The following is a 24,283-nucleotide window of genomic DNA, read 5'->3' as shown; positions in this document are numbered from 1 at the left end:
ATGGACGAGCAGGCCGAATTCCTCACCATGCTGGCTTTGGGTGAGAAGTCGATGCTGGACGGGCGGGAATGGTTCAACGGGCACACCGTCGAGGAAAGGCGCGACATCGTGCGCCAACTCGCCTACTACGCCGCGCAGGCCGGTGCTCGGGCCGATGATGTCGAACCGAGCGCACGCGAAGCGGGATTGAAGATGACCTTCACGCCGGTGGTGATGGCATCCAAAGCGCCGTCCGCCGGTCACCTGACGCTGCTCGCCAACCTGCCGGAGCACGAATTGGAGAAAGCGTTCAGACTGCTGGTCGCCCTGTTCTCCATGGCGGACGCCCGGCGATATGCGACCTACTGCGCCGACGGCTGCACGCACGAGTGGCATCGGCGGAGGCGGGAGCACGGTTAGTTCGCGGGTTGTGGCGGTTGGAGCGCGATGGGATGCCGGGGCGAGGGTGCTCGAGTTCGCGCCCGGCGAGGTGCGGCGGGCCGTGCTCGGGGACGCTCCTTCCGGTGGGTGACTCGGGTGGGTTCGGGGTGGCTTACTTGAGGGTGGCGAGGATTTTGGTGGCTATGTCTGCTGCCTGCTTTTTGGCGGTTTTGTAGGGGAGGTTCGTGCCCTGGACGAGCTTGCCGCGGGTGCGGTAGGCGTCGGCGGCCGTCCAGGTGATGTCGATGGTGACGTTGCCCTTGCGGACGAAGACCTGCGCGCCGCCGAGCCAGTAGGTCTTGGCGCGGGCCTCGTCGGGGCCGTAGGTGATCGGGCTGACCTGGTGGCTGGCGAACGCCTCGTCGCCGAGGCCGGTCAGCCTCTCCCGTCCCTTGTGGAACTCGGGGTCGCCCGCGTGCTCCCAGGCTCGGCCGAACTCCTCCTTGGCGTCCTCGAGCGCGTTCTTGGGGTTCACGGTCGCGTTGGTGTTCACGACGACGTCGAGGTTGCGGCCGTTGACGGCGGTGAGCCGCTTCCACTGACACGAGCGGCGGTCGGCGTCGCTCGTGATGGTGTCGACCCTGATGCCCCGGACCTTCGCGGGGAGCGAGTTGCGGAGGCCCTTGCAGTAGTCCGGGAGGGACGTCACGACGGCCGCCTGCGGGCTCGCCGAGGCGGAGGCCGACGGGTTGAGGGACGGGGCGTCCGGGACGCTGACGTTCGTGTCGCCGGACGAACTGGACGAGCCGCCGCGCACCTCCTTGCGGACGGCCCCGGAGATCGCCTTGCCGCCCAGGAGCACGGCGATCGCGGCGATGACGGAGATGATGCCGACCGCGGCCCGTTTGCCCCCGCCGGCGGGGGACGGTGGGTGGACCATTCCAGGGGGCGGCACCGCTCCAGGTGGCATGGCCGCTCCGGGCGGCACCGGCCCGGGTGGCATGGCCCCCGGTGGGATGGCAGCCCCGGGTGGCATGCCCACGCCGGGCGGCATGCCGCCGGGTGGGAAGGCCGGTGCGGGCGGGGTGAAGGCGGAGGGTGGTTGGGCGGCTTCCTGCTGACCGGTGGAGATGCGGACGGCGATGTTCTGGGCCTCGTCGCTCACCTTCGGCACCTGGAACCCGGCCGCCTGGACGTGCGCGACGAGTGCGGGTTCGGGCGGGAGGCCGTACGTCTTCAGGTAGTAGGCGACGGAGCCCTGCCAGACCCACGTCCCGTCGGTGTGGAAGGTGAGCGGGACGGCGGCGCGGCGGTCGTCCGCGAGCAGGTCGGTGTCGTAGCTGTGCGCCGCCAGGACGACGGGGGCGCTCTCCAGGTACCGGACGAGCGGGTCGCGCAGCGCGTCGGGGACCGGGGGGCGGTCGACGACGGGACGCCCGTCGGGGCCGGTGGAGTCGTACGGCTTCGCCTGGAAGAGGGTGCCGGGCGGCGGGACGGGCGCGGGGGCGGGGCCGAAGGCGGGGCCGGGCTGCGGTGACCACGGGGGCGGGGGCGGCATGCCGGGGGGCTGGGACACGGCCTCGTCCTCTCGATCGGCGGGGGGCTCGGGTGGTCGCCGCCGGGACCCGCTGTGGAATTGTGCGGTACCGCTCCGGTGACCGACGGTCATGCTAGCGGCCCGACGTGCGGGGGTTTCCGCCCGTTTTCCCGTGGGCCGCGAAGCACCTGGTGCGCTGTGGTAGGGAAGAGTGCGGGCCTTCCCGGGACGGGTTCCGCGCGGGCGCACGGTGTCTCCGCGGTCTCATAGGCTTGACCTTCGACGAGAGGGGGGCGGATGTCGGATTCGAGCTGGCAGCACTCCGTACTGCGCGACCTCGGCGTGTCCCAGCGCGGGCTCGCGGCTCTGAAGGAGGCTCCGCCGCTTCCGGCGCTGTCGGCGGAGGGGTTCGACACCGGTTCCCAGGACGCCGTGCCGGCGAGTCCGCCCGCGCAGCCGCAGCCCATGCGGCCGCAGGCCGATGTGCCCGCGGCGCCCGCGCCCGCGCCCGTCCCGCAGCCGGTGCCCGAGCCGCCCCCGGCGCCGGTTCCGCAGCCGGTTCCGCAGCCGGTTCCGGAGCCGCCCGCGCCGCAGATGGACGTGCCGCCGGCGCCGGTGCCGCAGCCGGTGCCCGAGGCGCCCGCGCCGCAGCCGCAGGTCGAGGCGCCCGTTCCGCCGCCGCCCGTGCCCGCGCCGCCCGCGCCGCCCGCGCCTCCGGCGCCCGTGCCGCAGGCGGTGCCCGAGGCGCCCGCGCCGCCGCAGCAGCCGCAGCAGGCGCCGGTGCCGCAGCCGCAGGACGTCACGGGGCAGCAGGAGGCCGCGGAGCCGCAGCTGCACGAGCCGGAGCAGCCCCCGCCGCCCATCGAGGACGAGTTCAGCTGGGAGGCGGCGATCTCCCCGGTCGGGCACATGGCGGCGCAGGCGCCGGGGATGGCGCAGGCGCCCGGCGTCGAGGACGACGTCCCTGAGGAGGACCGGACGCCGCCGCCCGGTTCGGGCCCGCCGCCGGTCCCGGCGCCGCCGCAGCAGCAACACGCGGGCGGCGCGGTGCCGATGGCGCACGAGTTCGTCCGCAAGGACCAGCACGGCGACGCGTTCATGCGCCGGATGGGGCGCGGGGTGAAGAAGGTCGTCGGCGGGTCCGGCGCGATCAAGAACCAGCAGGAGATCGCCGAGTTCCTGCAGCGTCCGGTGCCGGGCTACCGGCAGGTGACGGTCGTCAGCGTGCGCGGCGGCGCGGGCAAGACGACGATGGCGGCGCTGCTGGCGACGGAGCTGGCGCGGCACCGCACCGACCGGGTGCTGGCGATGGACGCCGACGCGGAGCTGGGCTCGCTGCCGCTGCGGCTCGGGGTGCGGTCGGAGCTGTCGCTGTTCGACATCGCGGGCAAGCAGCCGCGGACGTTCGAGGAGGCCGCGCAGTACCTGACGCGGACGCCGTCGGGGCTGTGGGTGCTGCCGGCGACGCGCGGCGGGCGGATCGCGGGCGAGTTCACGCTGGAGACGTTCGAGGCGGCGTTCAGCGCGGTCAGCCGGTTCATCTCCCTGGCGGTGATGGACTGCAGCGCCGGGATCCTCACCGAGCTGCACCGGGGGATCCTGGCCCGCACGCACAGCGTCGTCCTGGTGACGCCGGGGACGGTCGACGGCGCGCTGAGCGCGCGCGGGGCGCTGGAGTGGTTCGCGGGGCACGGCGGGCAGCGGGAGCTGCTGTCGCGCGCGGTGATCGCGATGGTGACGCACGCGCCGCAGGTCGGGGCCGACCTGGAGCGGGCGTCGCAGATGCTGACGGCGTGGGGCACCCCGGTCATCCACGTCCCGTACGACCGGCACATCGCGACGGGCGCCGCGATGGACGTCGCCAAGATCGGCGAGGACACGCGGGGCGCGGTGTCGCGGGTCGCGTACGAGGCGTTCGGCCGGGCGCTGGGCGTCCCGACGCACTGACGCCGGACGCCCGTCAGTCGGTGAAGCGCAGGACGTTCGTGATCTCGACGCCGAGTTCGCCGGCGGTCGCGTAGACGTCGCCGTCGCGGCCGCCGGGGGAGCGGCCGTCGGCGTAGTACGACTGGGCGTAGACGACCTGGTCGTCCAGCGCCCACGTGCGGGTCCAGTAGGACGGCTCGGACCGGGGCCGCGGGAGGCCGCTGTCCTCGGCGGGGGTCAGGATCTCCGGCCAGCCGTCGGACGCCGTGGCCTCCTTGACGGCCTCGGCGTCCGCGGCCGTCGCGAACCGGAGGATCGACACCGCGGTGATGATCTTCTTGGCGGGGTCGGCGTAGACGGCGGAGTGCATGGCGCCCGCGCACGGGTGGTCGGTCAGGGCGGCGCGGAGCCGGTCGTTCGCGCGGCCGGCGCAGGACTGGGTGCGGGTGCCCGCGCGGGTGAAGGTGGTGCCCTTGGCCGTCTCGACGGTGGGGCCGAGGATGCTGAAGGGGTCCGAGGACGACGCGCGCGTCGGCACGTCCGTCGGCGTGGCCGGCTCTCGGGTCACGTACGGCGCGGTGGTGGTGGCGTAGGGACGGTCGTCGTCGCTCTCGATCACCAGGAAGGCGCCGATGGCGGCGATCGCGACGACCACGACCGCGCCGAAGACCAGAAGCGGGATCAGCAGGCCCCCTCCGCCGCGCGGCGGAGGCGGTGGCGGCGGCAGCGGGGGGCCCGGCGGGAAGCCGTGCGGGGGACCGGGCGGGGGTCCCGGCTGGCCGGGCCAGGCTGGGCCGTTCATGATCGCTCCGGGGGATGTCGCGAGGGGACCGGATCAGACTAGCGCCAGGTGATGTCGGTTTTCTGTAGGTATCGGGCAACGCGCGATCATCATGCCGGTGGCCCGGGCACGCCCCGGTGCTCCTAGGCTGGGGTGGACGAGCCGTCCGCGCCTCGGCGGTGCGGACGGTGCGGAGCGTCTCGTAGGCTTGCCCGGGAGAGGGGAGGCAGGTGTCCGACTCCAGCCGACTGCGGACGGGCGGGCGCGTCAGCGCGCGGCCCGGTTTCCGCCTGCCCTGCACGGTGCCGACGATCGGACGGATCGATGAGCACTGACCTGGTCGCCCTGGTGCGGCGGCGCCCCGACGTGCACGCCATCGCGGACGGCCTGATCGCGATGGGCGAACCGCTCGAACTGCGCGGCGGGCAACCGGCCGCGATGCGGCTGCACGGACCGGACGGACGACTGCTCGTCTCCGTCGAGGACGCGGTGCAGGTGTCGGTGCACAGCGAGATCGGCCGGCTGCTCGGCCCCGAGTTCGCCGAACGGGTGAAGACCCCCGTGTGGTGGGTGGACGTCCGCGCGGTCGCCGACGTCCCGGAGGCGGCCCGCGTCGCCCGCCGGTTCGCCGACTCGCTCGTCCACTGGCTCGGCGGCGCCGTCTACCCGGACGGCGAACACGACGGGCCCGCGCTGAGCTGGAAGGCCGGCGACCCCGAGGCCGGCGGTGCCGGGACGACCGGGGCCACCGGAGCGCCCGGCGGCCAGGGGACGGCCGCGGAGGGCGCCGCGTACCAGGGCGGTGCCGTCGGCCGCTGACCCGGCGCGCGGCGAAGGCGGGCGCGTCGCGAAGGCGGGCGCGCGGCGGATCGGGGATCGGCCCGGCCGAACCGGTAGGTGGACCCGCACGTCCGCGTTCGTAAGATCGTCAGGCCCAGTCGCGGGTCAGGTCGAGGTCCCAGGGGACGACGTTCCACGGGCTGCGCGGCTCGGCGGCGAGCGCGTCGATCAGCCGGTCGTACTCGTCCTGCGCCTGCCCGCCGCCGCCCGACCACAGCAGCCGCCCCTGCAGGTAGCACGTCGCCATGTCCCGCCAGGACGTGTACCTGCGCTGGATGTCGAGCGCGAGCGGCAGCATCCGCTCCCAGCAGTACTCCTCGGTCAGCCAGCCGACCATGTGCCCCCACCGGTACAGCATGAGCGCGCGGCCGTAGTCCCAGATGAGGAACCGGCCGACGTTCGCGCGCAGCGCCGGGTCGGCGAGCGTTTTCAGCCGGTGCAGCTCCTCGGCGGCGTGGCCGCGGTCGTTGAACAGCCGGTGCAGGAACTGCGCGAGCTCCGCGCCCTGCTCGCTGAGGTCGGCGCCCGGCTCGTCCCGCAGCAGCGGCGGGACGAGGCCCGCGTACGCGTCGCCGCGGTCGCCGTACCGGACGCGCACCAGCGCGATGAGCCGCTCCACGAACGGGGGTTCGAGCATGTCGCGGGCGATGAGGCCGTCGACCTCGCGGAGCAGCTCGGCGTACTCCTCCTGCTCGGCGGGCGGCCGGGCGGCGAGCTCCGCGTCCTGCGCGAAGTCGGCGCGGTGCCCGTCCTGGACGAGCCAGTTCACGGCGCCGAGGAGCTGTTCGAGGTCGTAGGCGCCCCACGGGTCCTGCAGGAGTTCGAGGGCGGTGCGGCGGTCGGCGGCCGCGGCGGTCTCGCCGGGCGCGGTGCCGAGCCGGTCGATCCGGAAGCCGTTGACGGCGCCGTAGGGGGCGCCCGCGCCGATGATCCACTGCTGGACGGGCGTGAGGCCGGCGCCGTGCGTGAGGACGCCGGGCAGGTCGGGCGCGGAGATCAGCTCCCACAGCCGCCGCTGGAACTCCGCGGCCTGCCGCTCCTCGCCCTCGAAGAACCCCGCGACCTGCTTGCGCAGCGACGGGTGGCGCACGTAGAGGCGGCGGAAGAAGCGCCCGTTCTTCCACACGAGGTGCTCGGGCCGCAGCTCGCCGAACGGCACGCGCGTCCGCCGGTGGACCAGGGCCCGCTCGGTGAAGTGGACCTCCAGCTCGGGCCACAGGGCCGCGACGGGCGTGAACCGCAGCAGCGTCAGCAGCACCAGCACCGTGCCGAGCATGAGCGCGCCGGGGGCGAGCGCCCAGCGCGCGGCGTCCGCCAGTCCGGCCAGGGAGAGGACGGCGCCGGTGAGCAGCAGCGTGACGCCGCCGATGCCCAGCGACAGTGACCACCCGGTCAGCAGGATGGGGGATCCGTCGATCCGCAGGACCGCCGCGTCGCCGTCGAACTCGAACGCACCCTCGGCGAGGGTGCCCTCGACGGCCCGCTCAAGCGCGTCGAGCTGACCGGGCTGTCCCATGCAGGGGACGCTACATCATCCCTTACGGGTAGATCATCGGCTCTCTGCGGCGAAAGGTGACGGACGGCCCGTAAATCCGGTTTCAGGTCGACACGGTCAGGCGGACTGGAGGTGCTGCATCAGCATGCTGTGCCGCTGCCAGCCGTCCGCGGACCGGCCGTCGCCGAGCGGGAAGAACGTGAGCGGCGCGCGCTGCGGCCCGACCTGCTGCCCGGGGATGCCGCTCGGCCCGGACATCTGCCCGGCGACGGCCAGCGCGACCGGCGACGTCTGCCCGGTCCAGCGCGGCTCGGTCGTCAGGTCGGCGCGGCCGGGCGTGTACTGGACGAACATCGACGCGACCGGGCGGTCGGCGGCGAGCGCCCCGACGAGGGACGGCAGGTGCTGCAGGGGCGGCGGGTCCTCGGGGCCGTACCCGACGGTCACGGTGGTGACCTCGGCGACGCCGCCCTCGACGGCCCGGAAGTCGCACATCGCGAGCGCCGCGCGCGGCCCGGCCCCGCCGACCAGCAGCCGCACGTTGGAGCGGCCCTTGGCGAGCAGGGTGAACGCGTCGCCGCGCCACCGGTTGCCGAGCGGCTCGTCGGTCCCGAGGCTGGCCGGGGGCTTGCCGGTGAGCAGCTGCAGCAGGCGTTCGACGGCACCGGACAGGTCGGCGCCCGCGTCGTGCCGCAGCCGGTAGACGAGGCTGAGCTGCGCCCCGATCGGCGCGGTCGGCCGGGTGGTGAACCCGGGCGCGTAGTCGCGGGCCTCGGGCACGGGCACGAACGTGCCGCCGTCCCACTTGAGCGGCCGCCCGCTGAGGCCCTCGTAGTAGCCGTCCCCGTTGCGGACGACCCACTGGACGGTGTTGCCGTCGGCGGCGGTGCGCAGCGGCAGCGACAGCCGGGACTCCAGGGGCGTGACCAGCTGGAGCGTGCGTCCGCTTTCGGCGCATTCGCCGACCGTCTCGGCCATCCACGGGCTCAGCGGGACGACCGGCCGGTCCTGGAGGACGACCATGGCACGGTCGGTCAGCGCGTCTACGATGCTCATCTTTGGGAGAGTCTAGTCCGGCCCCCACGAGCGTTGGCACGGTGTCGGGACGCACTTCGGGCCGGGACCGGAAGGTGAGGGCCCGGCGGCCGCGACCCTCCCAGGGGGCGGCCCGTCCTGCCCCTCCGGAGTGATGCGGGGCAGGGCCCGTACCCCCGCCGTCGCCCCTGCGCCCCGCCGGGGCCGATCAGGCCGCTCGCCGCCGCCGCGCCCGTCCGTCCGCGCCCCTCCCGGCCCGGCGCGGGGACCCTCTCGGGGCGTAGATCGACTCGACCCTCCAGGGGGGAAGTCGCCTCGAATGTCGCGTTCGTACCTTCCTTTCTGTGCCCTGCCGAGGTAGGACGACAACTGAAGGAGGGACGCCCGATGCGTCGCCATGCAAGGACCGCCGCCCCCGGGGGCGAGCGCCGATGAGGACCTTGGCCGCCGCGGTCGGTGACCTCGACGCGCGGACCCCCGCGCACCGCGACCGCGCCATCGACGGGCTGCGCGCGCTCGCGCTGCTGACCGTGCCCGTCGGCCACTGGCTCGTCGGCGGGTTCACCCTCGGCGCGGACGGCGGGCTGCGCAACGCGAGCCCGCTGAGCACGTTCGGCGGGCTCGCCCCGGCCTCCTGGTTCCTGCAGACGCTGGGGATCTTCTTCCTGGTCGGCGGCTACGCGTCGGCGCTCTCCTACCGCCGCCACGAGGGCCCGCCCCGCGCCTGGCTCGCCGCGCGCATGAAGCGCCTGGGACGTCCGGTCCTGGGCGTCACCGCGGTGTGGGCGCTGCTGCTGCCGATCTTGCACCACGGGTTCGACGTGCCCGCCGCCACGCTGCACGCGGCCTCCACGCTCGTGGTGCAGCCCCTCTGGTTCGTCGGCGTCTACGCGGTGATCACGGCCCTCACCCCGGTGTGCCTGGCGGCCTCGCGCCGCCTCGGTGCGTGGGCCGCGGTGCCGCTGCTGGTCTGGGTCGCCGCCGTCGACCTCCTCCGCTACGGGCCGCTCGGCGACGCGGTGCCGTCCTGGCTGAGCCTCCTCAACCTGCTCCCCGGCTGGATGTTCGCCTACCAGCTCGGCGTCGGCTGGGCGGACCGGCGGATCGGCCGCCGCGGCGCGCCGGTGCTGCTGCTCGGCGGCGCGGCGCTCTTCGCGACGCTGCTGCTCGCGTTCGGGTACCCGGCGTCCATGGTCGGGGTCCCCGGCGAGGCGCGGACGAACTCGCACCCGCCGTCGCTGCTCGTCCCGGCCCTCGCCGCCGCCCAGTCCGGCGCGGCGATCCTGCTCCGCGACCGCCTGGCGCGCGTCCTCGCCCGGCCCGCGCTGTGGGCGCCGGTGGTGGTCGTCAACCTGTGCGCGATGACGATCCTGTGCTGGCACCAGACCGCGCTGCTGGCCGCCGCGATCCCCGCGTCCTTCGCCGGGCCGGTCCCGGGGCTGACCGAGGCGCCGGTGACGGCCGGCTGGGTCGCGGCCCGGCTCGCCTGGATCCCGTTCTTCGCCCTGCTCCTCGTCGTCATCGCCGCGTTCGCGCGGCGGCTGGAGGCGCCGTGGGGCGGCGTCGGGCCGGTGCGCAGGACCGCGGCGGCGCTTCTCGCGGCGGGCTTCATGGCCTTCGCGCTGGACTGAGTCCCGACTTTCCCGTGACGCGGGTGCCGGGTGTCCAATCTGTGCTGAAATGTTACGGATGCAGCGAGCCGCCGTGCCGCCTCCCGTCTCCTACGCCGACGCGGACCACGACGCTCCGCCGATGCGGGAGTCGCCGGGGCGCGCGTGGCGTGCCCTCGGCTGGGTGTCGATCGTCCTGTCGGCCGTGCTGGTGATCGGCAGCCTGACGGCGTACGGGTTCTGGCGGCGGCTGGACGGGCGCATCGACCGGGAGGACGTCAAGGGACGGCTCGGGGAGAACCGGCCCGCGAAGCTGAACGACGCGACGAACATCCTGCTCCTCGGCTCCGACAGCCGGGAGGGCGCGAACTCGCGGTACGGGGTCGAGGCCGGGCGGCGCTCGGACACGACGATCCTGCTGCACATCTCGCCGGGCGGGAAGGGCGCGATCGGCCTCAGCTTCCCCCGCGACTCGATGGTGGCCATCCCCGAGTGCGAGACCGGCCGGCGGACGGTCCCGGGCCGCTTCGGCATGATCAACTCGGCGTTCGCCGAGGGCGGCCCGGCCTGCACCTGGCGGACGATCGAGGCCCTCACGAAGATCCACATCGACCACTACGTCGAGGTCGACTTCGCGGGGTTCACGCGGGTCGTGGACGCGCTCGGCGGCGTGGAGATCTGCGTGCCGCGCAAGATCGACGACCCGAAGGCCGAACTGCACCTGGAGGCCGGGCGCCAGACCGTCCGCGGGGAGCAGGCCCTCGGGTACGTCCGGACCCGGTACGGCTTCGGCGACGGCTCGGACCTCGAGCGGATCAAGCGGCAGCAGGCGTTCATGGCGTCGATCGTCAAGAAGGCCACCGACGGCAGCATGCTGACCGACCCCGGGCGGGTGTACGCGTTCCTCGAGGCCATCGCGAGCTCGATCCGGACGGACGAGGACATGACGCTCTCGGTGATGCAGGACCTCGCGACCGGCCTGCGCGGGATCAGCGCCGGGAACGTCCGGTTCGTCACCGTCCCGGTGCAGGCGTACCCGCAGGACCGCAACCGCGTCCAGTTCGACAAGGCGCGGGCCGAGCCGCTGTTCGCGGCGATCCGCGAGGACAACACGGTGCCCGAACCCGAGCCGCCGCCCGCGAAGAAGGGGCCCCCGCCCGTCCAGCCCGCCCAGGTGAAGGTCGGGGTCTACAACGGGACGGCCTCGTCCGGGCTCGGTCAGCGGACGGCCGAGCAGCTCGCCGGCCGGGGGTTCGACGTCGTCAAGGTCGGCAACGCGGACAAGACGTACGAGAAGACGGCGATCCTGTACGGGGAGGGCGCGAAGCGGCACGCGGAACGGCTCGCGGTCGCGCTGCCCGGACACCCCCCGCAGCCGTGGAAGAAGGCCAAGCCGGGCTACGTGTACCTCGTCGTCGGCGCGGACGGCGCGAAGGTCCGCGGCGCGAACCCGGTGCCGAAGGTGGCGGGAGAAGTACGGGCAGATCAGGACATATGCGCTGCCGGATAACCGGACGTACGGTAGCGACGTGGTGTCTCCTGCGTCACCCCGGTATCCTCACCGCGGGCAACCGCCAACCGCACTAAAGCGTCACATGTAGGACGGCAGCACACCCCCCGACCAACCGACCCCCTCGGAGCCGCCTCCCCGCACCTGGCTCTGCCCAGCGTCACGGCCCCCCACCCCGGAAACGGACCGCATGCAGCCCGAGCCATTCACTCTGCTCATGACCGTCTATGGCGGTGACCGGGCCGAGTATGTCAAGGACGCCTTCCGCAGTGCGGTGCACGACCAGACGCTCCGCCCGGACCAGGTCGTCCTGGTGCAGGACGGCCCGATCGCGCCGGACCTCGCCGCCGCCCTGAAGGACCTCGTCGCCGACAGCCCCGTCGAGGTCACCTACGTCCCCCTCGAGCACAACCGCGGCCTCGGGCCCGCGCTGGACGCCGGCCTGCAGGCCGCCCGGCACGACATCATCGCCCGGATGGACGCCGACGACGTCGCCATGCCGCACCGCTTCCAGCTCCAGGTCCCGCTCGTCCGAGCGGGCGCCGACCTCGTCGGCGCGGGCCTGCTGGAGTTCGGCACCGGCATCGACGACGTCGTGGGCCGCCGCATCCCGCCGAGCGACCCCGAGGACATCGCCCGCTACTCCCGCCTGCACGACCCGTTCAACCACCCCACGGTCGTCTACCGGCGCAGCGCCGTCTGGGCCGTCGGCGGCTACGGCGACCTGCCGCTGATGGAGGACTACTGGCTGTTCGTCCGCATGATCGCGGCGGGCGCCCGGATGGTGAACGTCGCCGAACCGCTCGTCTACTACCGCGTCGGCGACGGCGCCTACCAGCGCCGCGGCGGCCGCGACCTGCTCCGCTCCGAGCTGCGCCTCCAGCGCGAGATGCGCCGCGGAGGGTTCATCAGCGCGCCGCAGTACTGGCGCAACGTGGTGGTGCGGGGCGGCTACCGGCTCGTCCCCACCGCGATCCGCAAGCCGTTCTACCGCGCGATCGTCGCCACCTACGGCGACCGCCGCAACCGCGAACGCGACCGCGTCAACCTCGAACGCCCGGACGTCGGCGAGCCGGAGAAGCGCGCGTACGTCCCGCGCCACGCCCGCCCGCCCGTGCCGGACGACGGGCCCGCCGCGTGGCCGCTGTCCGCCCCGCCCCCCGAGCAGCCCGGCCACCACGCGCGCTGACCGCACCGCCGGGCCCTCCGAAAACGCGAAGGCGGCCGCCGGACGGGTTCCGTCCGGCGGCCGCCCGCTCGACGAGGGGTGGCCGCGCCTACGCGCTCACCGCTCCCACAGGACCGGCTGCGCGCCGCTCGCGTCGACGCTCTGCCCCACGCCGAGCACCGTCTCCTTGAACGGGGCGAGCCCGGTGATCTCCTGGTCGCCGTCGCCGCCGAGGCCGGTCCCGCCGGGCGTCGTCGCCTCCCAGGACGTCCCGTCCTTCGAGGTCAGCGACACCACGTCGGCCGAACCGGACGCGGCGCTCTTCGCCGCCGCGGCGAACCCGTCCGGCGTCGCGGTCAGCGCCGTCACGCTGATCTTCTGATCGTCGCCGGGGGCCGGCAGGTCCTTCCACGTCTTCCCGCCGTCGGCCGAGGTGTAGCCGATCCAGACGAGCCCCTGCTGCGTCGCCGCGATGCCCGCGGCGACGAGCGTGTCGCCCTTCGCCGCGACGTGCGTCAGGTGGGCCTCGCTGACCCCGCTCGGCACCGGCAGCGACTTCAGCGTCCACTGCTTGCCGTCGGCCGACGACCACACCGCCGGATGGTTGCCCTGCGCGTCCCGGTGGCCGCCGACGGCCACGAAGCCCGACGACGGCGCGGCGACGTCCAGCATCCACTTGAACGCGTCGGACGTGCCCTTCAGCGCGTTCGCGTCCGTGCCAGCGCCCTTCTCCCAGGTCTTCAGGTCGGTGGAGGACCAGGCCGAGGCGGAGTAGCCGTGCGTGCCGACCACGACGTACCCGGCGGAGCCCGCCGCGACGCCGCTGGTGGTCGGCGCCCCCTCGGCGTCGGGACGGAACGCGGCCGCGGAGTCGGCGGCCTGCCAGGTGGCGCCGTCCTGCGAGGAGACGACGAGCGCGCGCTTGGGCGCCGTCTGGTCGTAGCCGACGGCGACCCAGCCGGACTTGCCGGTGGCGACGTCGAGCAGCCGCTGCGGGCCGGGGCGGGTGAACGCCGCGCCGAGGCCCTGCGCGGACTTCCACGCCGCGCCGTCCGCGGACGTCCACACGGCGGCGTCGCCGGACGCGCTGCCGACCGCGACGGCCAGCGCGTCGGACCCGCCGACGGCCTGCACGGCGTGGTCGGGCCGGATCGCGCCGGGGATCTTCGCGAGGTCGATCGGGACCTGCTGCCCGTTCGCGTCCCACACGGCCAGCAGCGGGTCCATGTCGCCGCCGCCGGGCTCGCGGCCCACGAGGACGGTCTGGCCGTTCACGACGGCCGCGCCGGTGACCTCCCGGCCCGGCTTGGCGGTCGCGGTGCCCGCGGCCTTCCACGTGGTGCCGTCCGCGCTGTGCGACAGCAGCACGTCGCCGCCGCGCGCGACGAGCGCCGTGTAGCCGCCGGCGTCGCCGACGATCCGGCTCGTCGACCGGTAGCCCTCCGCGGCGATCTTCCCGGCCTTCGTCCAGCTCTGCCCGTCCTTGGAGACGAACGCCTGGCCGAACATGGTGTCGCCGTCCTTCATCTCGCGGACGGCCATGAACCCGGCCTGGCCGCCGCCGACGATGAGGCCGCGGCTGCCCTTGGGCACCGGCACCTCGGACGCCGCCCAGGTGCGGCCCCCGTCCTGCGAGCTCCACACCTTGCGGTACTGCGGGGGCTTCTTGTTGTCGGGCTTGATGAGCCCTTCGAGCAGGACGACGTCGCCGCTCGCGGCGATCTCGACCAGCGAGTACGACGCCTTCTGGACGTTCAGGCCGATCTGGTCGCCGACGCGGGCCTCCCAGGCGCGCCCGTCGGTGGACAGCCAGACGGCCGGCTCCTCGTCGCTGAAGTCGCCCTTCGCGGACGTCGCGCCCATGGCGATGTAGCCGCCGCCGGTCGCGACGATCCGGTCGACGCGGTTGCCGCCGTCGAAGACCCGGCCGACGGCGTCGGGCTGCCGCGTCCAGCTCTGACCGTCCGAACTGGTCCAGACGGCGCCGCCGGTCGTGCCCGCGCCGATCGCCACCCAGCCGGCCTGGCCGCCGCCGACGGCCTGCGGGGTCGCGTTGCCCGCCGCGCCCTGGACCGTCGCGGACTTGAACGTGCGGCCGCCGTCGGTCGACACCAGGAAGATGCCGCGGGTCGCGCCCGCGCCGGCCTCCGAACCGACCGTGACGACCGTCTGGCCGACCGCGGCGGCGCCGCCGAACTCCTGGTCGCGTCCGTCGGTCTGGGCGGACCCGGGCACCGGGAACGCGGCCGCGGCGAGCTTGGCGTCGCCGCCGCCCGACGGGCCGTCGTCGCCGCCGACGAGCGTCACGACCGCGTACCCGCCGCCCGCGATGATCGCGACGGCGGCCAGCCCGGCGACGCCGATCAGCAGGCCCTTCTTGCTTCTCTTCTTCTTGGGCGCGCTCTGCTGCGGCGTCGTGCGCCACGGCTCGTCGATCTGCGGCGGCGGCGACGCGGGGCCGGGCTGCGCGGGCGCGTGCGGCGCGGGGGGACCGGCGTTCGCGCCGGGGACCTCCTGCGCGTACGGGAACGGCTGCGGGGAGGGCGGCTGCGCGGGCGGCTGCGGGCTCGGGACGCCGGGAATCTCCTGGGCCCACGGGAACGGCTCCGGCGCGGGGGCCGGCGCGGGCGGGCCGTGGGGCGCGGCGCCGTTCGCGGGCGGCTGCTGGCTCGGGACGCCCGGGATCTCCTGCGCCCACGGGAACGGCTCGGGCGCGGGCGGCTGCGCCGGGGGCCGGGCGGACGGCTGCGCGGCGTTCGCGCCCGGCACCTCCTGGGCCCACGGGAACGGCTCGGGCGGCGGGGGAGCGGCGGGCTGCTGCGAGCCGGCGATCTGCTGGGTCTCCGGCTCGATCGGCTGCTCGGCGCGGGTGGCGTCGGCCGGAATCTCCCACTCGGGCCGCTCGGGCGGCTCGGGCGGCGCCGGGGACGGCACCGGGGGCGCGGGCGGCTGCCGGCCCACGTGCATCGTCTTGTCGGAGTCGACGACCTCGGGCCCGACGATCATCGTCGCGTCGCCCTCGCCCGTGCCGGTGCCGGACGCCCCGGCGCCGGACGCGCCGGAGTCGTCCGACCAGGCGGAGGAGTCCGCGACCGTGTGGTCGGGGGCCTCCCCGGCGTCGCCCGCGTCGCCGCCCGCGCCGGGGAACGGCGGCAGCGGCGGCGGCTCGCCGGCGGGCGCCGGCTCGTCGTCCTTCTTGAAGATCTGCGTGCGCATCCCGCTGAGGTCGAGGTCGCTCACCGTGCGGTTGGTGTCCTCTTCCGGCTCCTCCGGGAGCGGGGTGCCGAACGGCGGCAGCGGTGCGGGCTCGGGCAGCAGCGGCTCGGCCCCGCTCGGCTGCTCGCCGTCGTTCAGCCACTGCGGCGGCGGGGGAGCCTCGCCCGGCTGTCCGGCTTCGGGCCGCCCGCCCTGGTGGTCGTCGTCCGGGGTTCCGGTTGCGGTCACACCTGCACTCCAGCCTCTGTCATGTGCATGCCGCCTGCATGCGCGTCGTCGTCTGCACCGTCATGGTCTGCATCGTCATGTGGTCTGCATCGTCATGCCGTCTGCACCGTCATGCCGTACGCGCGGGGGCCGTACTCACCGGCGATGATAGCGGCGCATACGGGACGGAACTCCCCGCCGGATCGCCCTAGCCGCTCCGCCCCGCCGCGGCGCACGTGCTCCCCGCGCACCTGGTCAGCGCGTAGAGGCGCGCGGTGAGCGTCCGCAGTCGTTCCGGGGGCAGCGTCGCGGCGATGTTGGACAGGTGGTGGGGGTCGCGGGTCAGGTCGTAGTACTCGCGCTCGCCGTCCGCGTACTCGACGTACAGCATGTCGGTCGTCCGAAGCGCATTGTAGGTCGTGGGGGCGCCGGGCAGGGCGTCCTGCCGGTCGGGATCGAGTTCGGAGTACGCCGGTTTGACGTGCTCGACCAGCGCGGTGTCGCGCCAGTCGGCGGGGGCGTCGCCGCGCAGGAACGGGACGAGCGAGCGGCCGTCGGTCGCGGCGGGCACCGGCGCCCCGGCCAGTTCGAGGAACGTGGGCGCCATGTCGGTGTTCTGCACGATGTGCGTGACCCGCCCGCCGCCGCCGATGCCGGGGCCGACGAACACGAACGGCACCCGGATGTCCATGGTGTACGGGGTCATCTTGCCGCCCGCGAGCCGGTGCTCGCCCATGTGGAACCCGTTGTCCGACCCGAACACCACCACCGTGTTCTTCTCGATCCCGAGTTCCTTCACCGTGGCGCGGATCTTGCCGAGCATCTCGTCCACGGACTGCACCATGCGGACCCGGTCGCGGAACCCGGCGTCGATCCGCTCGATCTGGCGCGGGCCGAGCTTCTTGTGCAGCCGCAGCCACGCGGGCTTGTCGCCGACGTCGCCCTCGTTGAACGCCGGGGTGCGGGGCGCCTTCAGGTTCGGGAACAGCGCGGCGTGCCGGGGCGCGGGGACGAACGGCCCGTGCGGCGCGAACGTCGAGACCTCCATGAAGAACGGCTGCCCGGAGGCGTGCGAGCGCTTGATGAAGTCGAGGCTCTTGTAGGAGAGGACGTCCGTCATGTAGTCCTGCGGCTCCTCGCCGTAGTGGACGATGCGGCCGTTCTCGTTCAGGTTGTAGCCGAACTCCGGGTAGCCGTTCCCGCCGACGTACCACTCGCTCCAGCCCGGCGGGACGTTCGTCGAGCCGGTGCCGGGGTCCTGCGGCTGGTAGCCGTTCATGTACTTGCCGAGCATCGCGGTCCGGTACCCGGCCTTCTGCAGGCCGGCCGCGAACGACTTCTGCTCGCCGCCCTCCCGCTGGAAGACGCCGTAGCCGCCGAGCGGCGGGAAGTTCGTGCGGACGTTGGTGTTGTGCGGGTACTGCCCGGTGAAGAAGGTGGCGCGGGACGTGCAGCAGAGCGAGTCGGCGACGAGGAAGTTGTCGAACGTGACGCCCTCCGCCTGCATCTTCTGCACCTGCGGCATGTGCGCAACGAGCTTCCAGGAGAGGTCGTCGGTCAGGACGAACACGATGTTCGGCTTCGCGGCCGGGGCCTTCTTCCGCGCCGGGCCGCTCTCCTTCTGCGGGAAGCCGAAGCAGCCGCTCAGCACCAGCATGGAGAGCACGAGCAGGGCGGCGGGCACACCGCGCCCGAGCCGGCTTCTCTCGAACAAAGTCGGCCACTCCTCGTGCCCTCGGTTCCGGCGCCCCGGTCTCAGCCGCCGGGGCCAAGCGTAATCGGCCACCGGGTGATTCGCGTGCCGAGTGGTGGTTCGCCGTCGTGTGCCGGTTGTTGGCATGATGCGAGGTGATGTGGAGGACGGGCGGGGCGCCGCGGGCGCGTGGACCGCTGACGCCGCTGTTCGTCGGTGCGGCCGTCAGCGGTGCGCTCGCGCTGGTCGTGGGCCTCGCGGCGTCGTGCGGGCCGGACGGCCGCGAGCCGGAGGCGCGGGCCACGTCGAGCGCGCCCGCGCCGAGCCCGGCCGGGACGGCCGCGCCGATTCTGCCGCCCGGGTACTCGCCGACCGAACCCGTCCTCGACGACTCCTTCGCCGACCCCGCCGCCATCAAGGTGGGCGACACCTACTTCGCCTACGGCACCAACGGCGGCGACGCGATGATGCCGGTCGCGACCGCGCCCGCGCCCGCCGGGCCGTGGACCCGCTCGCCCGGCGACGGCCTCGCCCGCCTGCCGGCCTGGGCCGAGGCGGGCTGGACGTGGGCGCCGGAGGTGGTGGCGCCGCAGCGGCAGGGCGACCCGTACCTGCTGTACTTCACGGCCCGCCGCAGGGACGCGGACGTCCAGTGCATCGGCATCGCGACCGCGACGTCGCCCGCGGGGCCGTTCGTCCCGCGCGACGGCGACCCGCTGATCTGCCCCGAGGACCTCGGCGGCGCCATCGACGCGGCGTCGTTCATCGAGGACGACGGGACCCGCTTCCTGCTGTACAAGAGCGACGCCCGCGCGACCGCCGCGATCTACCTCGTGCAGCTGACGTCCGACGGGCTGGAACTGGCCGCGCCCGCGACCCGCATCCTCGGCCGCAGCGGCGACGAGCCCGTCCTGGTGGAGGCGCCCGACCTCGTGAAGCGGGGCGGCAAGTACGTGCTGTTCTACTCGGCGGGCTGGTACTTCGAGTCGAACTACCAGACCCGGTACGCGGTGGCGTCGTCGGTCTGGGGCCCGTACGAGAAGGGGCCCGCGCCCATCCAGACGACGGACCTGTACGGCGGGAAGGTCGAGGGGCCGGGCAGCGCGGACGTCCTCAGCGACGGCACCGGCGACTACCTGCTGTTCCACGGCATCACCGAGTACCACGGCGGGTCGAAGGTGACGCGCCCCATGTACGTGGCGCCGCTCGGCTGGGACGGGGCGCGGCCGGCCGTGCGGGGCGTGACCGCCCGCTACGAGGTGGAGGCGGGACGGCTGAACGGCTGCGTGTCCGCGCTGCCGCGCCCGAACGCGTCCGGCGGCAAGGCGGCGGGCCCGTTCGCCCGCGACGACTGCGCCGTGGACCTGCGGGTGTTCGCGCCCGTCGCCGGGCAGTACACGGTGCGGCTGCAGTACGCGAACCGGTCCGGCGCCGAGTCCGACCTGCAGTTCGCCGTGAACGGGACGGCGGCGGCGTCGGTGCGGCTGGCCGCGACCGAGGGCGCCGACTGGACGTCCGCCACGGCGCAGGTGCAACTTGGCGGCGGCTGGAACACGCTCGCGCTGCGCCGCCTCTCCGGCCCCGGACGTCCCGCGGGCAAGGGGCAGATCGACTTCCTGGAGGTCCGGTAGGGGCGCGCGTTCAGCGGCCGGTGCGCTCGAACAGGACGAGCCACCCGCCCCGGAACGTCCAGGTGCGGACCGGACGCCACGGCCCGGCGGCCTGGACGGCCCGCTCCCGGTCGTCGACGATCGGGCCGTGCGGGTCGAGGGACCGGTGGTTCATCACCCACACCCGGTCGTACTTCGCGAGCTTCGGCCCGAGGTCGCGCGGGCGGACGTCGCGGCCCTTGAGGTTCGCGGCGGCCACCGGGTCGACCTCCATGCCCACGTCGTCGAGCCGGCCGAAGGCGTCCGGGTAGGCGGCGGCGTTCCACCGCACGATGCCCGCGAGGTAGACGATCGCGTCGCCGGGGCGGGCGTTGGCCGCGACGGCGTCCGCGGCCTTGCGCATGTTCTCCGGGCGGCTCTGCTCGCGGCGGATCGTGTCGTGCGCCTGCATGGAGGGCCCGACGAGCGCCGCGGCGGCCACCGCGAGCACCGCGGCGCGGTCGGCGCGGCGGGGCGCGGCGGCGAGCAGCCGCGCGAGTCCCGCGCCGGCGAGCAGGCCCAGCGCGGGCAGGGTGTAGACGGTGTAGCGGTAGTAGAACATCGGGTCGCCGACCATCGAGACGACCAGCAGCAGCACGGTCGGCAGGACCAGCCACGGGACGGCGACGGCGGCGAGCGGCACCCGGTGCGGGCCCGTCCGCGCGCGCAGCCCCGCGACCGCGCCGACCACCGCGATCGCCAGCACGGGAACGACGAGGGGACGGGACCCGCACACGAACTGCACCTGCGTCCACACGACGTCCCACGACGGCTTGGGCAGCCACTCCACCTGCCGCGTCTGGTCCCGCGCGGCGAGCGCGAACGGGACGAGCGGCGCGGCGGCGAGCGCGGACGCGGCGAGCCACCGCGCCCAGACGCCGGGCGCCGCCCGCACCGCCAGGAGCGTCGCGCCGTGCGCCGCGACCAGCAGGACGCCGTGCAGGTGCAGGAACCCCAGCGCCATGACCGCCGGGACGTAGCCCGCGAACCACGGCCACCGCCGCCGCGCGTCCGGCTCGGCGCCCCGGACGAGCAGGTACGTCGCGAGCACGGCGACCGCCGCCACCATCGCGTAGGAGCGCCCCTCCTGCGCCCACCGGGACGTCTGCACGGCGACGGCGAACGCCAGGCCGCCGAGCAGGCCCGCGGACGTCCCGTACAGCCGCCGCGCGAGGACGGCGACGCCCGCGGCGGCGGCCGCCATCGCGAGGGCGCTCGGCAGCCGCAGCGCCAGCTCGCCCGTCCCGAACGCCGCCACCCACGGCCGCATGATCACGTAGTAGAGGGCGTGGACGAGGTCGAGGTGGTCGAAGACGGCGAACATGTCCCCGTAGGACCGGGACGCCATGCTGATGGTCGCGGCCTCGTCGAGCCACAGCGACGGGCGGCGGATGCCGATCAGGGAGACCGCGAGCGTCAGCGCGGCCGGGAGCAGCGGCATGAACGGGCCGTGCGCGAACCGCGCCGCGCGCCCGCGCGGCGCCGCCGCGCGTCCGGGGCCGGCCGGCGAACCGTCGGCCGGGGGAACGTCATGTGCCTCGGGAACGTCGTGGGGCGTCGCCGTCATGGGAGGGGACCTCGACTCCGATCTCGCGCAGCAGGTCGGCGGTCGGCCGCGGCCGGCCGAACACGCCCGCCCGCGCCCCCCGCACGAGCGCGCGGCGCAGCACCGCGCGGTCCGAGGAGCCGGCGAACGTGCGCGACCAGCGCCGCACCGTGGAACCCGCGTACAGGACGCGTTCCGGCGGCGCCAGCCCGCGGCTGCCGGTGAACAGCCAGATCTTGTTGCGGACCTCGTAGTAGAAGCGGTCGCCGGGATCGGCGTCCGCACCCCCGAACGTTCTGGTCTTGTGGACGACGACGCTGTCCGGGCACAGCACCCCGCGGCGCCCCCGCAGCAGCCGCGTCGTGAACTCGAAGTCGTCGTTCCACAGGAAGTAGTCGGCGACCGGCAGGCCCCGCGCGCGGACGACCGCGGCGTCCACCAGCACCGACACGAACGACGCCGACCGGATCGGGACGCACCCCGCCGCGCGGGCCGCAGCCCGCTCGACCGCCGACGCGCGCGGCTTCGGCCGCGGCGTGTTCATCGGGTGGTCGCGGCCGTCCGTCCACACCACCCGGCTGGCCAGCAGCGTCGCGGGCCCGTCGGGCCCGGCCGTCCGGTCCCGGGCGGCGAGCAGGGCGCGCAGGGCGCCGGGCTCCGGCACGGTGTCGTCGTCCAGCAGCCACAGCAGGCCGGCGTCCCCGGCGAGCGCGTGCGCCATCCCGGCGGCGAACCCGCCCGCGCCGCCGGTGTTGCGCGGCAGCACCAGCAGGTCGGCGTCCGGGAACCGCTCCCGCACCATCGCCGCCGTCCCGTCGTCGGACGCGTTGTCGACGACGATGACCCGGTCGGGCGGCCGCTCCTGCGCCGCCAGGGCGGCGAGGGACTCCGCCAGCAGCTCCCGCCGCCGGTAGGTGACGACGATCGCGGCGACCGTCACCCCGGACGCCCCGGGGGCCGCCCGGCCGGTCATCCGCGCCTGCCGGTGGGACGCCCGGCGGCGCGGCGGGCGGCGCGCTGCAGCGTCGGCGACGGCGCCGAGGCCGCCTGCAGCAGCCGGTCGAGGTTCTCCCGGACGTCCGCGAGCTGCCCGTGCAGGTGCGCGATCCCGATCCGGTCGTGCACCGCGTTGAGCCGTTCCAGCAGGTGCGCCGACACCCCGATGGACGCCGCGGCGATCAGCTCGTCCGGGACGTCCCCGGGCAGCATCCCGCCGGTCGGCGTCCGCGACGTCGTCAGCTCCTCCAGATCGCCGGACACCCCGTACCCGGCCTCGCGCAGCGCGGCGACGATGGCGCGGGTGCGGTCGGCGGCCCAGTCCGCGTGCCGGGGCGGCAGGCCCATCGGCGTGCGGTCGGCCGGGCCGGTCCCGGCGGCGAGGCCGCTCCCGATCAGGTGGTCGCGGACGATGCGCTCGTAGTCGCCGCCCAGCGCGGTGCCGAGCCGCCCGTTCAGCCGCCGCAGCAGCTCCGCCTCGACCGCCGACAGCGGCGCGTCGTCCGCCAGGCCCTCGACGTCGCAGCCCGCCGGGTCGATGCCGGTGAGCGCGCAGAACCGGTCCCACAGGACGTCCGGGCCGGAGCCGGGCGCGGGCAGCGTGAGGACGTGCACGCGTTCCTTCGGCACCGCCGACTCCCAGGTCTTCAGCACCCGGACCGGGTCGTGCAGCCCCCAGAACATCGGCCCGAACGGTTCGGGCGCGTCGATGCCGAACTCGACCAGGTCGTCCACGAACCGCTCGAACGTGATGTCGTGGTTGTGGCGGATCTGCTCCTGCCAGTCGTAGATGAGCTGCCAGCCGAGGTCGCGGGTCGCGAACACCACGTGCACGTCGGCGGGCGCCAGCGTCGCGACCGCGTGCCGCGCCTGCGCCGCGGTCGCGCCGCCCAGCAGCCCGTGCGAGAACACGACCGTGGGGCCGTCCCACTCGCGGGCCCGCTTCGCCACCCGGTCCCACGCGCCCTCCCAAGCCGGGTCGCGGTGCCCGCCCCAGCTCATCTCCCGCAGGTCCATGACGGCGCCGAAGTGCTCGTTCGGCCCGGTGACCGGATGCCCGACACCGGCGTCGGCGAGCCGCCGCCGGTTCGCCCACAGCGCCCGGTGCAGGAACGCCGCCCCCGCGGTCGGCGCGCCGACGTGCAGGTAGACGGCCTTGCGCGCGTCCCCGCTCTCTGCCATCTGCCGGTTCACCTCGTGCTCGTGTCGGTCGGTGCTCATGTCCTGCTCGGGTCGTGCTCGGTCAGCGGTTCGCGTCCGGGTCGGCGTCGGCGCGGGCGGCGATGTCCTGCAGCAGCCGGTAGGCGCCGCGCAGCTGCCCCCGGACGGCCGGGTAACGCTCCCCGACCTCCCGCATCGCGCGGACCGTCCGCGGCACGGACTCCTCGGCCAGCACGCCCGTCACCTCCCGCAGCAGCGCGGCGTCCGCGCCCATCTCGGCGAGCCGCTCGGCGACGGGCACGTCCGGCCCGGCGACCCGCGCGGCGCGGTCCTCGGCGTCGCGGAGCCGGCCCAGCAGCGTGGCGACCGCGTCCAGGCCGACGTCCGCGACGTCGGCCCAGACCGGCTCGTCGGGGTCGGGCGCGGGCGGCAGCCACTTCGCGGTGCCGGGCCCCACCATCGGGATCAGCTCGTACAGGTCGCCGACGACGTCGTAGCGGGCGGTGCGCAGCCGCTCGACGGTCTCGACGGCCAGTTCGGTCGCCCACGGCAGGTGCTCGGCGGGCAGGACGGTCTTCGCCGGCGACGGCCGCGCCGCCAGCACCCCCTGCGCCAGGTTGAGCTTCACCTCCGCGTTGTGGACGTGCCACCCCACCCGCTCGCGGTCGAGGGCCCGGTTGAGCCGCAGCAGCCACTGGGTCTCGGCGAGGCCGAGCGACGGGTTGTCGAACGGGGCGGCGAGGTCGTAGGCGTCCGGGTCGAGCCGGACCGCCTCGCAGAACCGCCGCCACAGCAGGTCGCGGGGCGCCCCCGGGCGCGGCAGCGTCACCACGTGGACCCGCTCGCGCGGCAGCGTCCCGCCCCAGCGGCGCAGGACGTCCACCGGGTCCTGCAGTCCCCAGAACAGCCGCGACATCTCGAAGGCGTTGCGGTCGGGCTGCTTGAGCGTCGCGACGAACTCCGAGAACGAGGTGTCGAACCGGTTCTTGACGTCCTCCTGCCAGTGCGCCGGGATCTGCCGCGCGAGGTCCCGGACGGTGAACACCACGTGGACGTCGGCGAAGCTCAGATCGGTCAGCGCGCGCCGCACGTACTTCATGCGGGCGGGCGCGAACAGCTCCTGCGAGATGATCGCGTCGCGGCCCCAGTCGCGGCACTCGTCCACGAGCCGCCGCCACGACCCCGGGACGGACGGGTCGGACGCGCCGGAGAAGAACGTGTGCCGCAGGTCGAACGCGGCGCGGACGTGCGCGGCCTGGTCGGCGCCCGGATACAGGACGCCGTGCTCGCGCAGCCGGTGCCGGTTGTGCCACAGGATCTGCTGCAGGTACGTCGTGCCGCTCTTCGCCGCCCCGACATGCAGGAAGACCGCCGGGCGGCTACCCCGCTCGGCACGTCCGGAATGGGACGAGATCACCGTGTTCCTTGATTCCTGCACCGGTATCGATCGAACCCCGGGTATCTTAGCCCCAATCTGTACCAACGGACCGGCTGACGACCCACGTGCAGCGGGTCCCGCACACCGGGTTCTGCAAACACCCCCCGCCGGATGG

At 74.7% G+C, this 24,283-nt stretch carries 17 protein-coding genes; 7 read left to right on the top strand and 10 right to left on the bottom strand.

Annotation, left to right across the window (positions count from 1 at the left end):
• Positions 1–399 (top strand): DUF5958 family protein, encoded by a 399-nt coding sequence (locus AB0L25_RS05040; RefSeq protein WP_500168757.1) that lies wholly within the window; start codon positions 1–3, stop codon positions 397–399.
• A gap of 133 nt (positions 400–532) precedes the next feature.
• Here the strand turns inward: AB0L25_RS05040 and AB0L25_RS05035 are convergent, their stop codons facing one another.
• Entirely contained in the window at positions 533–1,936 is a 1,404-nt protein-coding gene (locus AB0L25_RS05035) for a hypothetical protein (RefSeq protein WP_500168755.1), read from the bottom strand.
• Between the two features lie 258 nt (positions 1,937–2,194).
• On the opposite strand from AB0L25_RS05035, the gene AB0L25_RS05030 reads away from it, so the two are divergent.
• Positions 2,195–3,844 carry a MinD/ParA family ATP-binding protein gene (locus AB0L25_RS05030; RefSeq protein ID WP_500168753.1) on the top strand — a complete coding sequence of 550 codons (1,650 nt, stop codon included), beginning with the start codon at positions 2,195–2,197 and terminating at the stop codon, positions 3,842–3,844.
• A gap of 13 nt (positions 3,845–3,857) precedes the next feature.
• On the opposite strand, the gene AB0L25_RS05025 is transcribed toward AB0L25_RS05030, so the two are convergent.
• On the bottom strand, positions 3,858–4,625 hold the full coding sequence (locus AB0L25_RS05025) for a hypothetical protein (protein ID WP_500168751.1): 768 nt from the start codon (positions 4,623–4,625) through the stop codon (positions 3,858–3,860).
• A 303-nt stretch (positions 4,626–4,928) separates the two neighbouring features.
• On the opposite strand from AB0L25_RS05025, the gene AB0L25_RS05020 reads away from it, so the two are divergent.
• Positions 4,929–5,423 (top strand): hypothetical protein, encoded by a 495-nt coding sequence (locus tag AB0L25_RS05020; RefSeq protein WP_500168749.1) that lies wholly within the window; start codon positions 4,929–4,931, stop codon positions 5,421–5,423.
• 109 nt (positions 5,424–5,532) lie between these two features.
• Here the strand turns inward: AB0L25_RS05020 and AB0L25_RS05015 are convergent, their stop codons facing one another.
• Positions 5,533–6,960: a DUF1266 domain-containing protein gene (locus tag AB0L25_RS05015; protein ID WP_500168747.1), complete on the bottom strand. Its 1,428-nt coding sequence runs from the start codon at positions 6,958–6,960 to the stop codon at positions 5,533–5,535.
• Between the two features lie 96 nt (positions 6,961–7,056).
• Entirely contained in the window at positions 7,057–7,995 is a 939-nt protein-coding gene (locus tag AB0L25_RS05010; protein WP_500168745.1) for a DUF6177 family protein, read from the bottom strand.
• 410 nt (positions 7,996–8,405) lie between these two features.
• Here AB0L25_RS05010 and AB0L25_RS05005 point away from each other — a divergent pair, with 410 nt between their 5' ends.
• The 3 genes from AB0L25_RS05005 (at position 8,406) to AB0L25_RS04995 (ending at position 12,283) form a co-directional block, all read left to right on the top strand.
• On the top strand, positions 8,406–9,605 hold the full coding sequence (locus tag AB0L25_RS05005; protein WP_500168743.1) for an acyltransferase family protein: 1,200 nt from the start codon (positions 8,406–8,408) through the stop codon (positions 9,603–9,605).
• Positions 9,606–9,663: 58 nt separating this feature from the next.
• Complete coding sequence (locus AB0L25_RS05000) at positions 9,664–11,094, top strand: LCP family protein (protein WP_500168741.1); 1,431 nt, start codon at positions 9,664–9,666, stop codon at positions 11,092–11,094.
• A gap of 217 nt (positions 11,095–11,311) precedes the next feature.
• Complete coding sequence (locus AB0L25_RS04995; RefSeq protein ID WP_500168739.1) at positions 11,312–12,283, top strand: glycosyltransferase; 972 nt, start codon at positions 11,312–11,314, stop codon at positions 12,281–12,283.
• 96 nt (positions 12,284–12,379) lie between these two features.
• Here the strand turns inward: AB0L25_RS04995 and AB0L25_RS04990 are convergent, their stop codons facing one another.
• Both AB0L25_RS04990 and AB0L25_RS04985 read right to left on the bottom strand, forming a co-directional pair.
• Entirely contained in the window at positions 12,380–15,706 is a 3,327-nt protein-coding gene (locus AB0L25_RS04990) for a WD40/YVTN/BNR-like repeat-containing protein (RefSeq protein ID WP_500168737.1), read from the bottom strand.
• A gap of 187 nt (positions 15,707–15,893) precedes the next feature.
• A complete protein-coding gene (locus tag AB0L25_RS04985; RefSeq protein WP_500168736.1) occupies positions 15,894–17,399 on the bottom strand; it encodes a sulfatase family protein in 1,506 nt (501 codons plus the stop codon).
• Between the two features lie 137 nt (positions 17,400–17,536).
• On the opposite strand from AB0L25_RS04985, the gene AB0L25_RS04980 reads away from it, so the two are divergent.
• On the top strand, positions 17,537–19,009 hold the full coding sequence (locus AB0L25_RS04980) for a family 43 glycosylhydrolase (RefSeq protein WP_500168734.1): 1,473 nt from the start codon (positions 17,537–17,539) through the stop codon (positions 19,007–19,009).
• Between the two features lie 10 nt (positions 19,010–19,019).
• Here AB0L25_RS04980 and AB0L25_RS04975 read toward each other — a convergent pair whose 3' ends face one another.
• The 4 genes from AB0L25_RS04975 to AB0L25_RS04960 are packed head-to-tail and all read right to left on the bottom strand — an operon-like array spanning position 19,020 to position 24,147.
• Complete coding sequence (locus tag AB0L25_RS04975) at positions 19,020–20,594, bottom strand: glycosyltransferase family 39 protein (RefSeq protein WP_500168732.1); 1,575 nt, start codon at positions 20,592–20,594, stop codon at positions 19,020–19,022.
• The gene (locus AB0L25_RS04970) at positions 20,557–21,546 is read right to left on the bottom strand and encodes a glycosyltransferase (protein WP_500168730.1); all 990 of its coding nucleotides are present in this window, start codon (positions 21,544–21,546) and stop codon (positions 20,557–20,559) included. Before AB0L25_RS04970 ends, AB0L25_RS04975 begins: the two co-directional genes overlap by 38 nt.
• Entirely contained in the window at positions 21,543–22,790 is a 1,248-nt protein-coding gene (locus AB0L25_RS04965; protein WP_500168728.1) for a hypothetical protein, read from the bottom strand. Before AB0L25_RS04965 ends, AB0L25_RS04970 begins: the two co-directional genes overlap by 4 nt.
• A gap of 22 nt (positions 22,791–22,812) precedes the next feature.
• A complete protein-coding gene (locus AB0L25_RS04960; protein ID WP_500168727.1) occupies positions 22,813–24,147 on the bottom strand; it encodes a hypothetical protein in 1,335 nt (444 codons plus the stop codon).
• Positions 24,148–24,283: the final 136 nt, after the last annotated feature.

Source organism: Spirillospora sp. NPDC052242, from assembly GCF_040679555.1.
Taxonomy (GTDB): domain Bacteria; phylum Actinomycetota; class Actinomycetes; order Streptosporangiales; family Streptosporangiaceae; genus Spirillospora.
The sequence above is the reverse complement of the archived record's forward strand: the minus strand, read 5'-3'. Positions and strand labels throughout refer to the sequence as shown.

Excerpts from the sequence above, each read along its gene's own strand:
- AB0L25_RS04965 (WP_500168728.1), bottom strand. The coding sequence starts at position 22,790 with ATGAGCACCGACCGACACGAGCACGAGGTGAACCGGCAGATGGCAGAG.
- AB0L25_RS04975 (WP_500168732.1), bottom strand. The coding sequence starts at position 20,594 with ATGACGGCGACGCCCCACGACGTTCCCGAGGCACATGACGTTCCCCCG.
- AB0L25_RS05030 (WP_500168753.1), top strand. The coding sequence starts at position 2,195 with ATGTCGGATTCGAGCTGGCAGCACTCCGTACTGCGCGACCTCGGCGTG.
- AB0L25_RS05005 (WP_500168743.1), top strand. The coding sequence starts at position 8,406 with ATGAGGACCTTGGCCGCCGCGGTCGGTGACCTCGACGCGCGGACCCCC.
- AB0L25_RS04970 (WP_500168730.1), bottom strand. The coding sequence starts at position 21,546 with ATGACCGGCCGGGCGGCCCCCGGGGCGTCCGGGGTGACGGTCGCCGCG.
- AB0L25_RS04995 (WP_500168739.1), top strand. The coding sequence starts at position 11,312 with ATGACCGTCTATGGCGGTGACCGGGCCGAGTATGTCAAGGACGCCTTC.
- AB0L25_RS05000 (WP_500168741.1), top strand. The coding sequence starts at position 9,664 with ATGCAGCGAGCCGCCGTGCCGCCTCCCGTCTCCTACGCCGACGCGGAC.
- AB0L25_RS05010 (WP_500168745.1), bottom strand. The coding sequence starts at position 7,995 with ATGAGCATCGTAGACGCGCTGACCGACCGTGCCATGGTCGTCCTCCAG.
- AB0L25_RS04980 (WP_500168734.1), top strand. The coding sequence starts at position 17,537 with ATGTGGAGGACGGGCGGGGCGCCGCGGGCGCGTGGACCGCTGACGCCG.
- AB0L25_RS05040 (WP_500168757.1), top strand. The coding sequence starts at position 1 with ATGGACGAGCAGGCCGAATTCCTCACCATGCTGGCTTTGGGTGAGAAG.
- AB0L25_RS05015 (WP_500168747.1), bottom strand. The coding sequence starts at position 6,960 with ATGGGACAGCCCGGTCAGCTCGACGCGCTTGAGCGGGCCGTCGAGGGC.
- AB0L25_RS05020 (WP_500168749.1), top strand. The coding sequence starts at position 4,929 with ATGAGCACTGACCTGGTCGCCCTGGTGCGGCGGCGCCCCGACGTGCAC.
- AB0L25_RS05025 (WP_500168751.1), bottom strand. The coding sequence starts at position 4,625 with ATGAACGGCCCAGCCTGGCCCGGCCAGCCGGGACCCCCGCCCGGTCCC.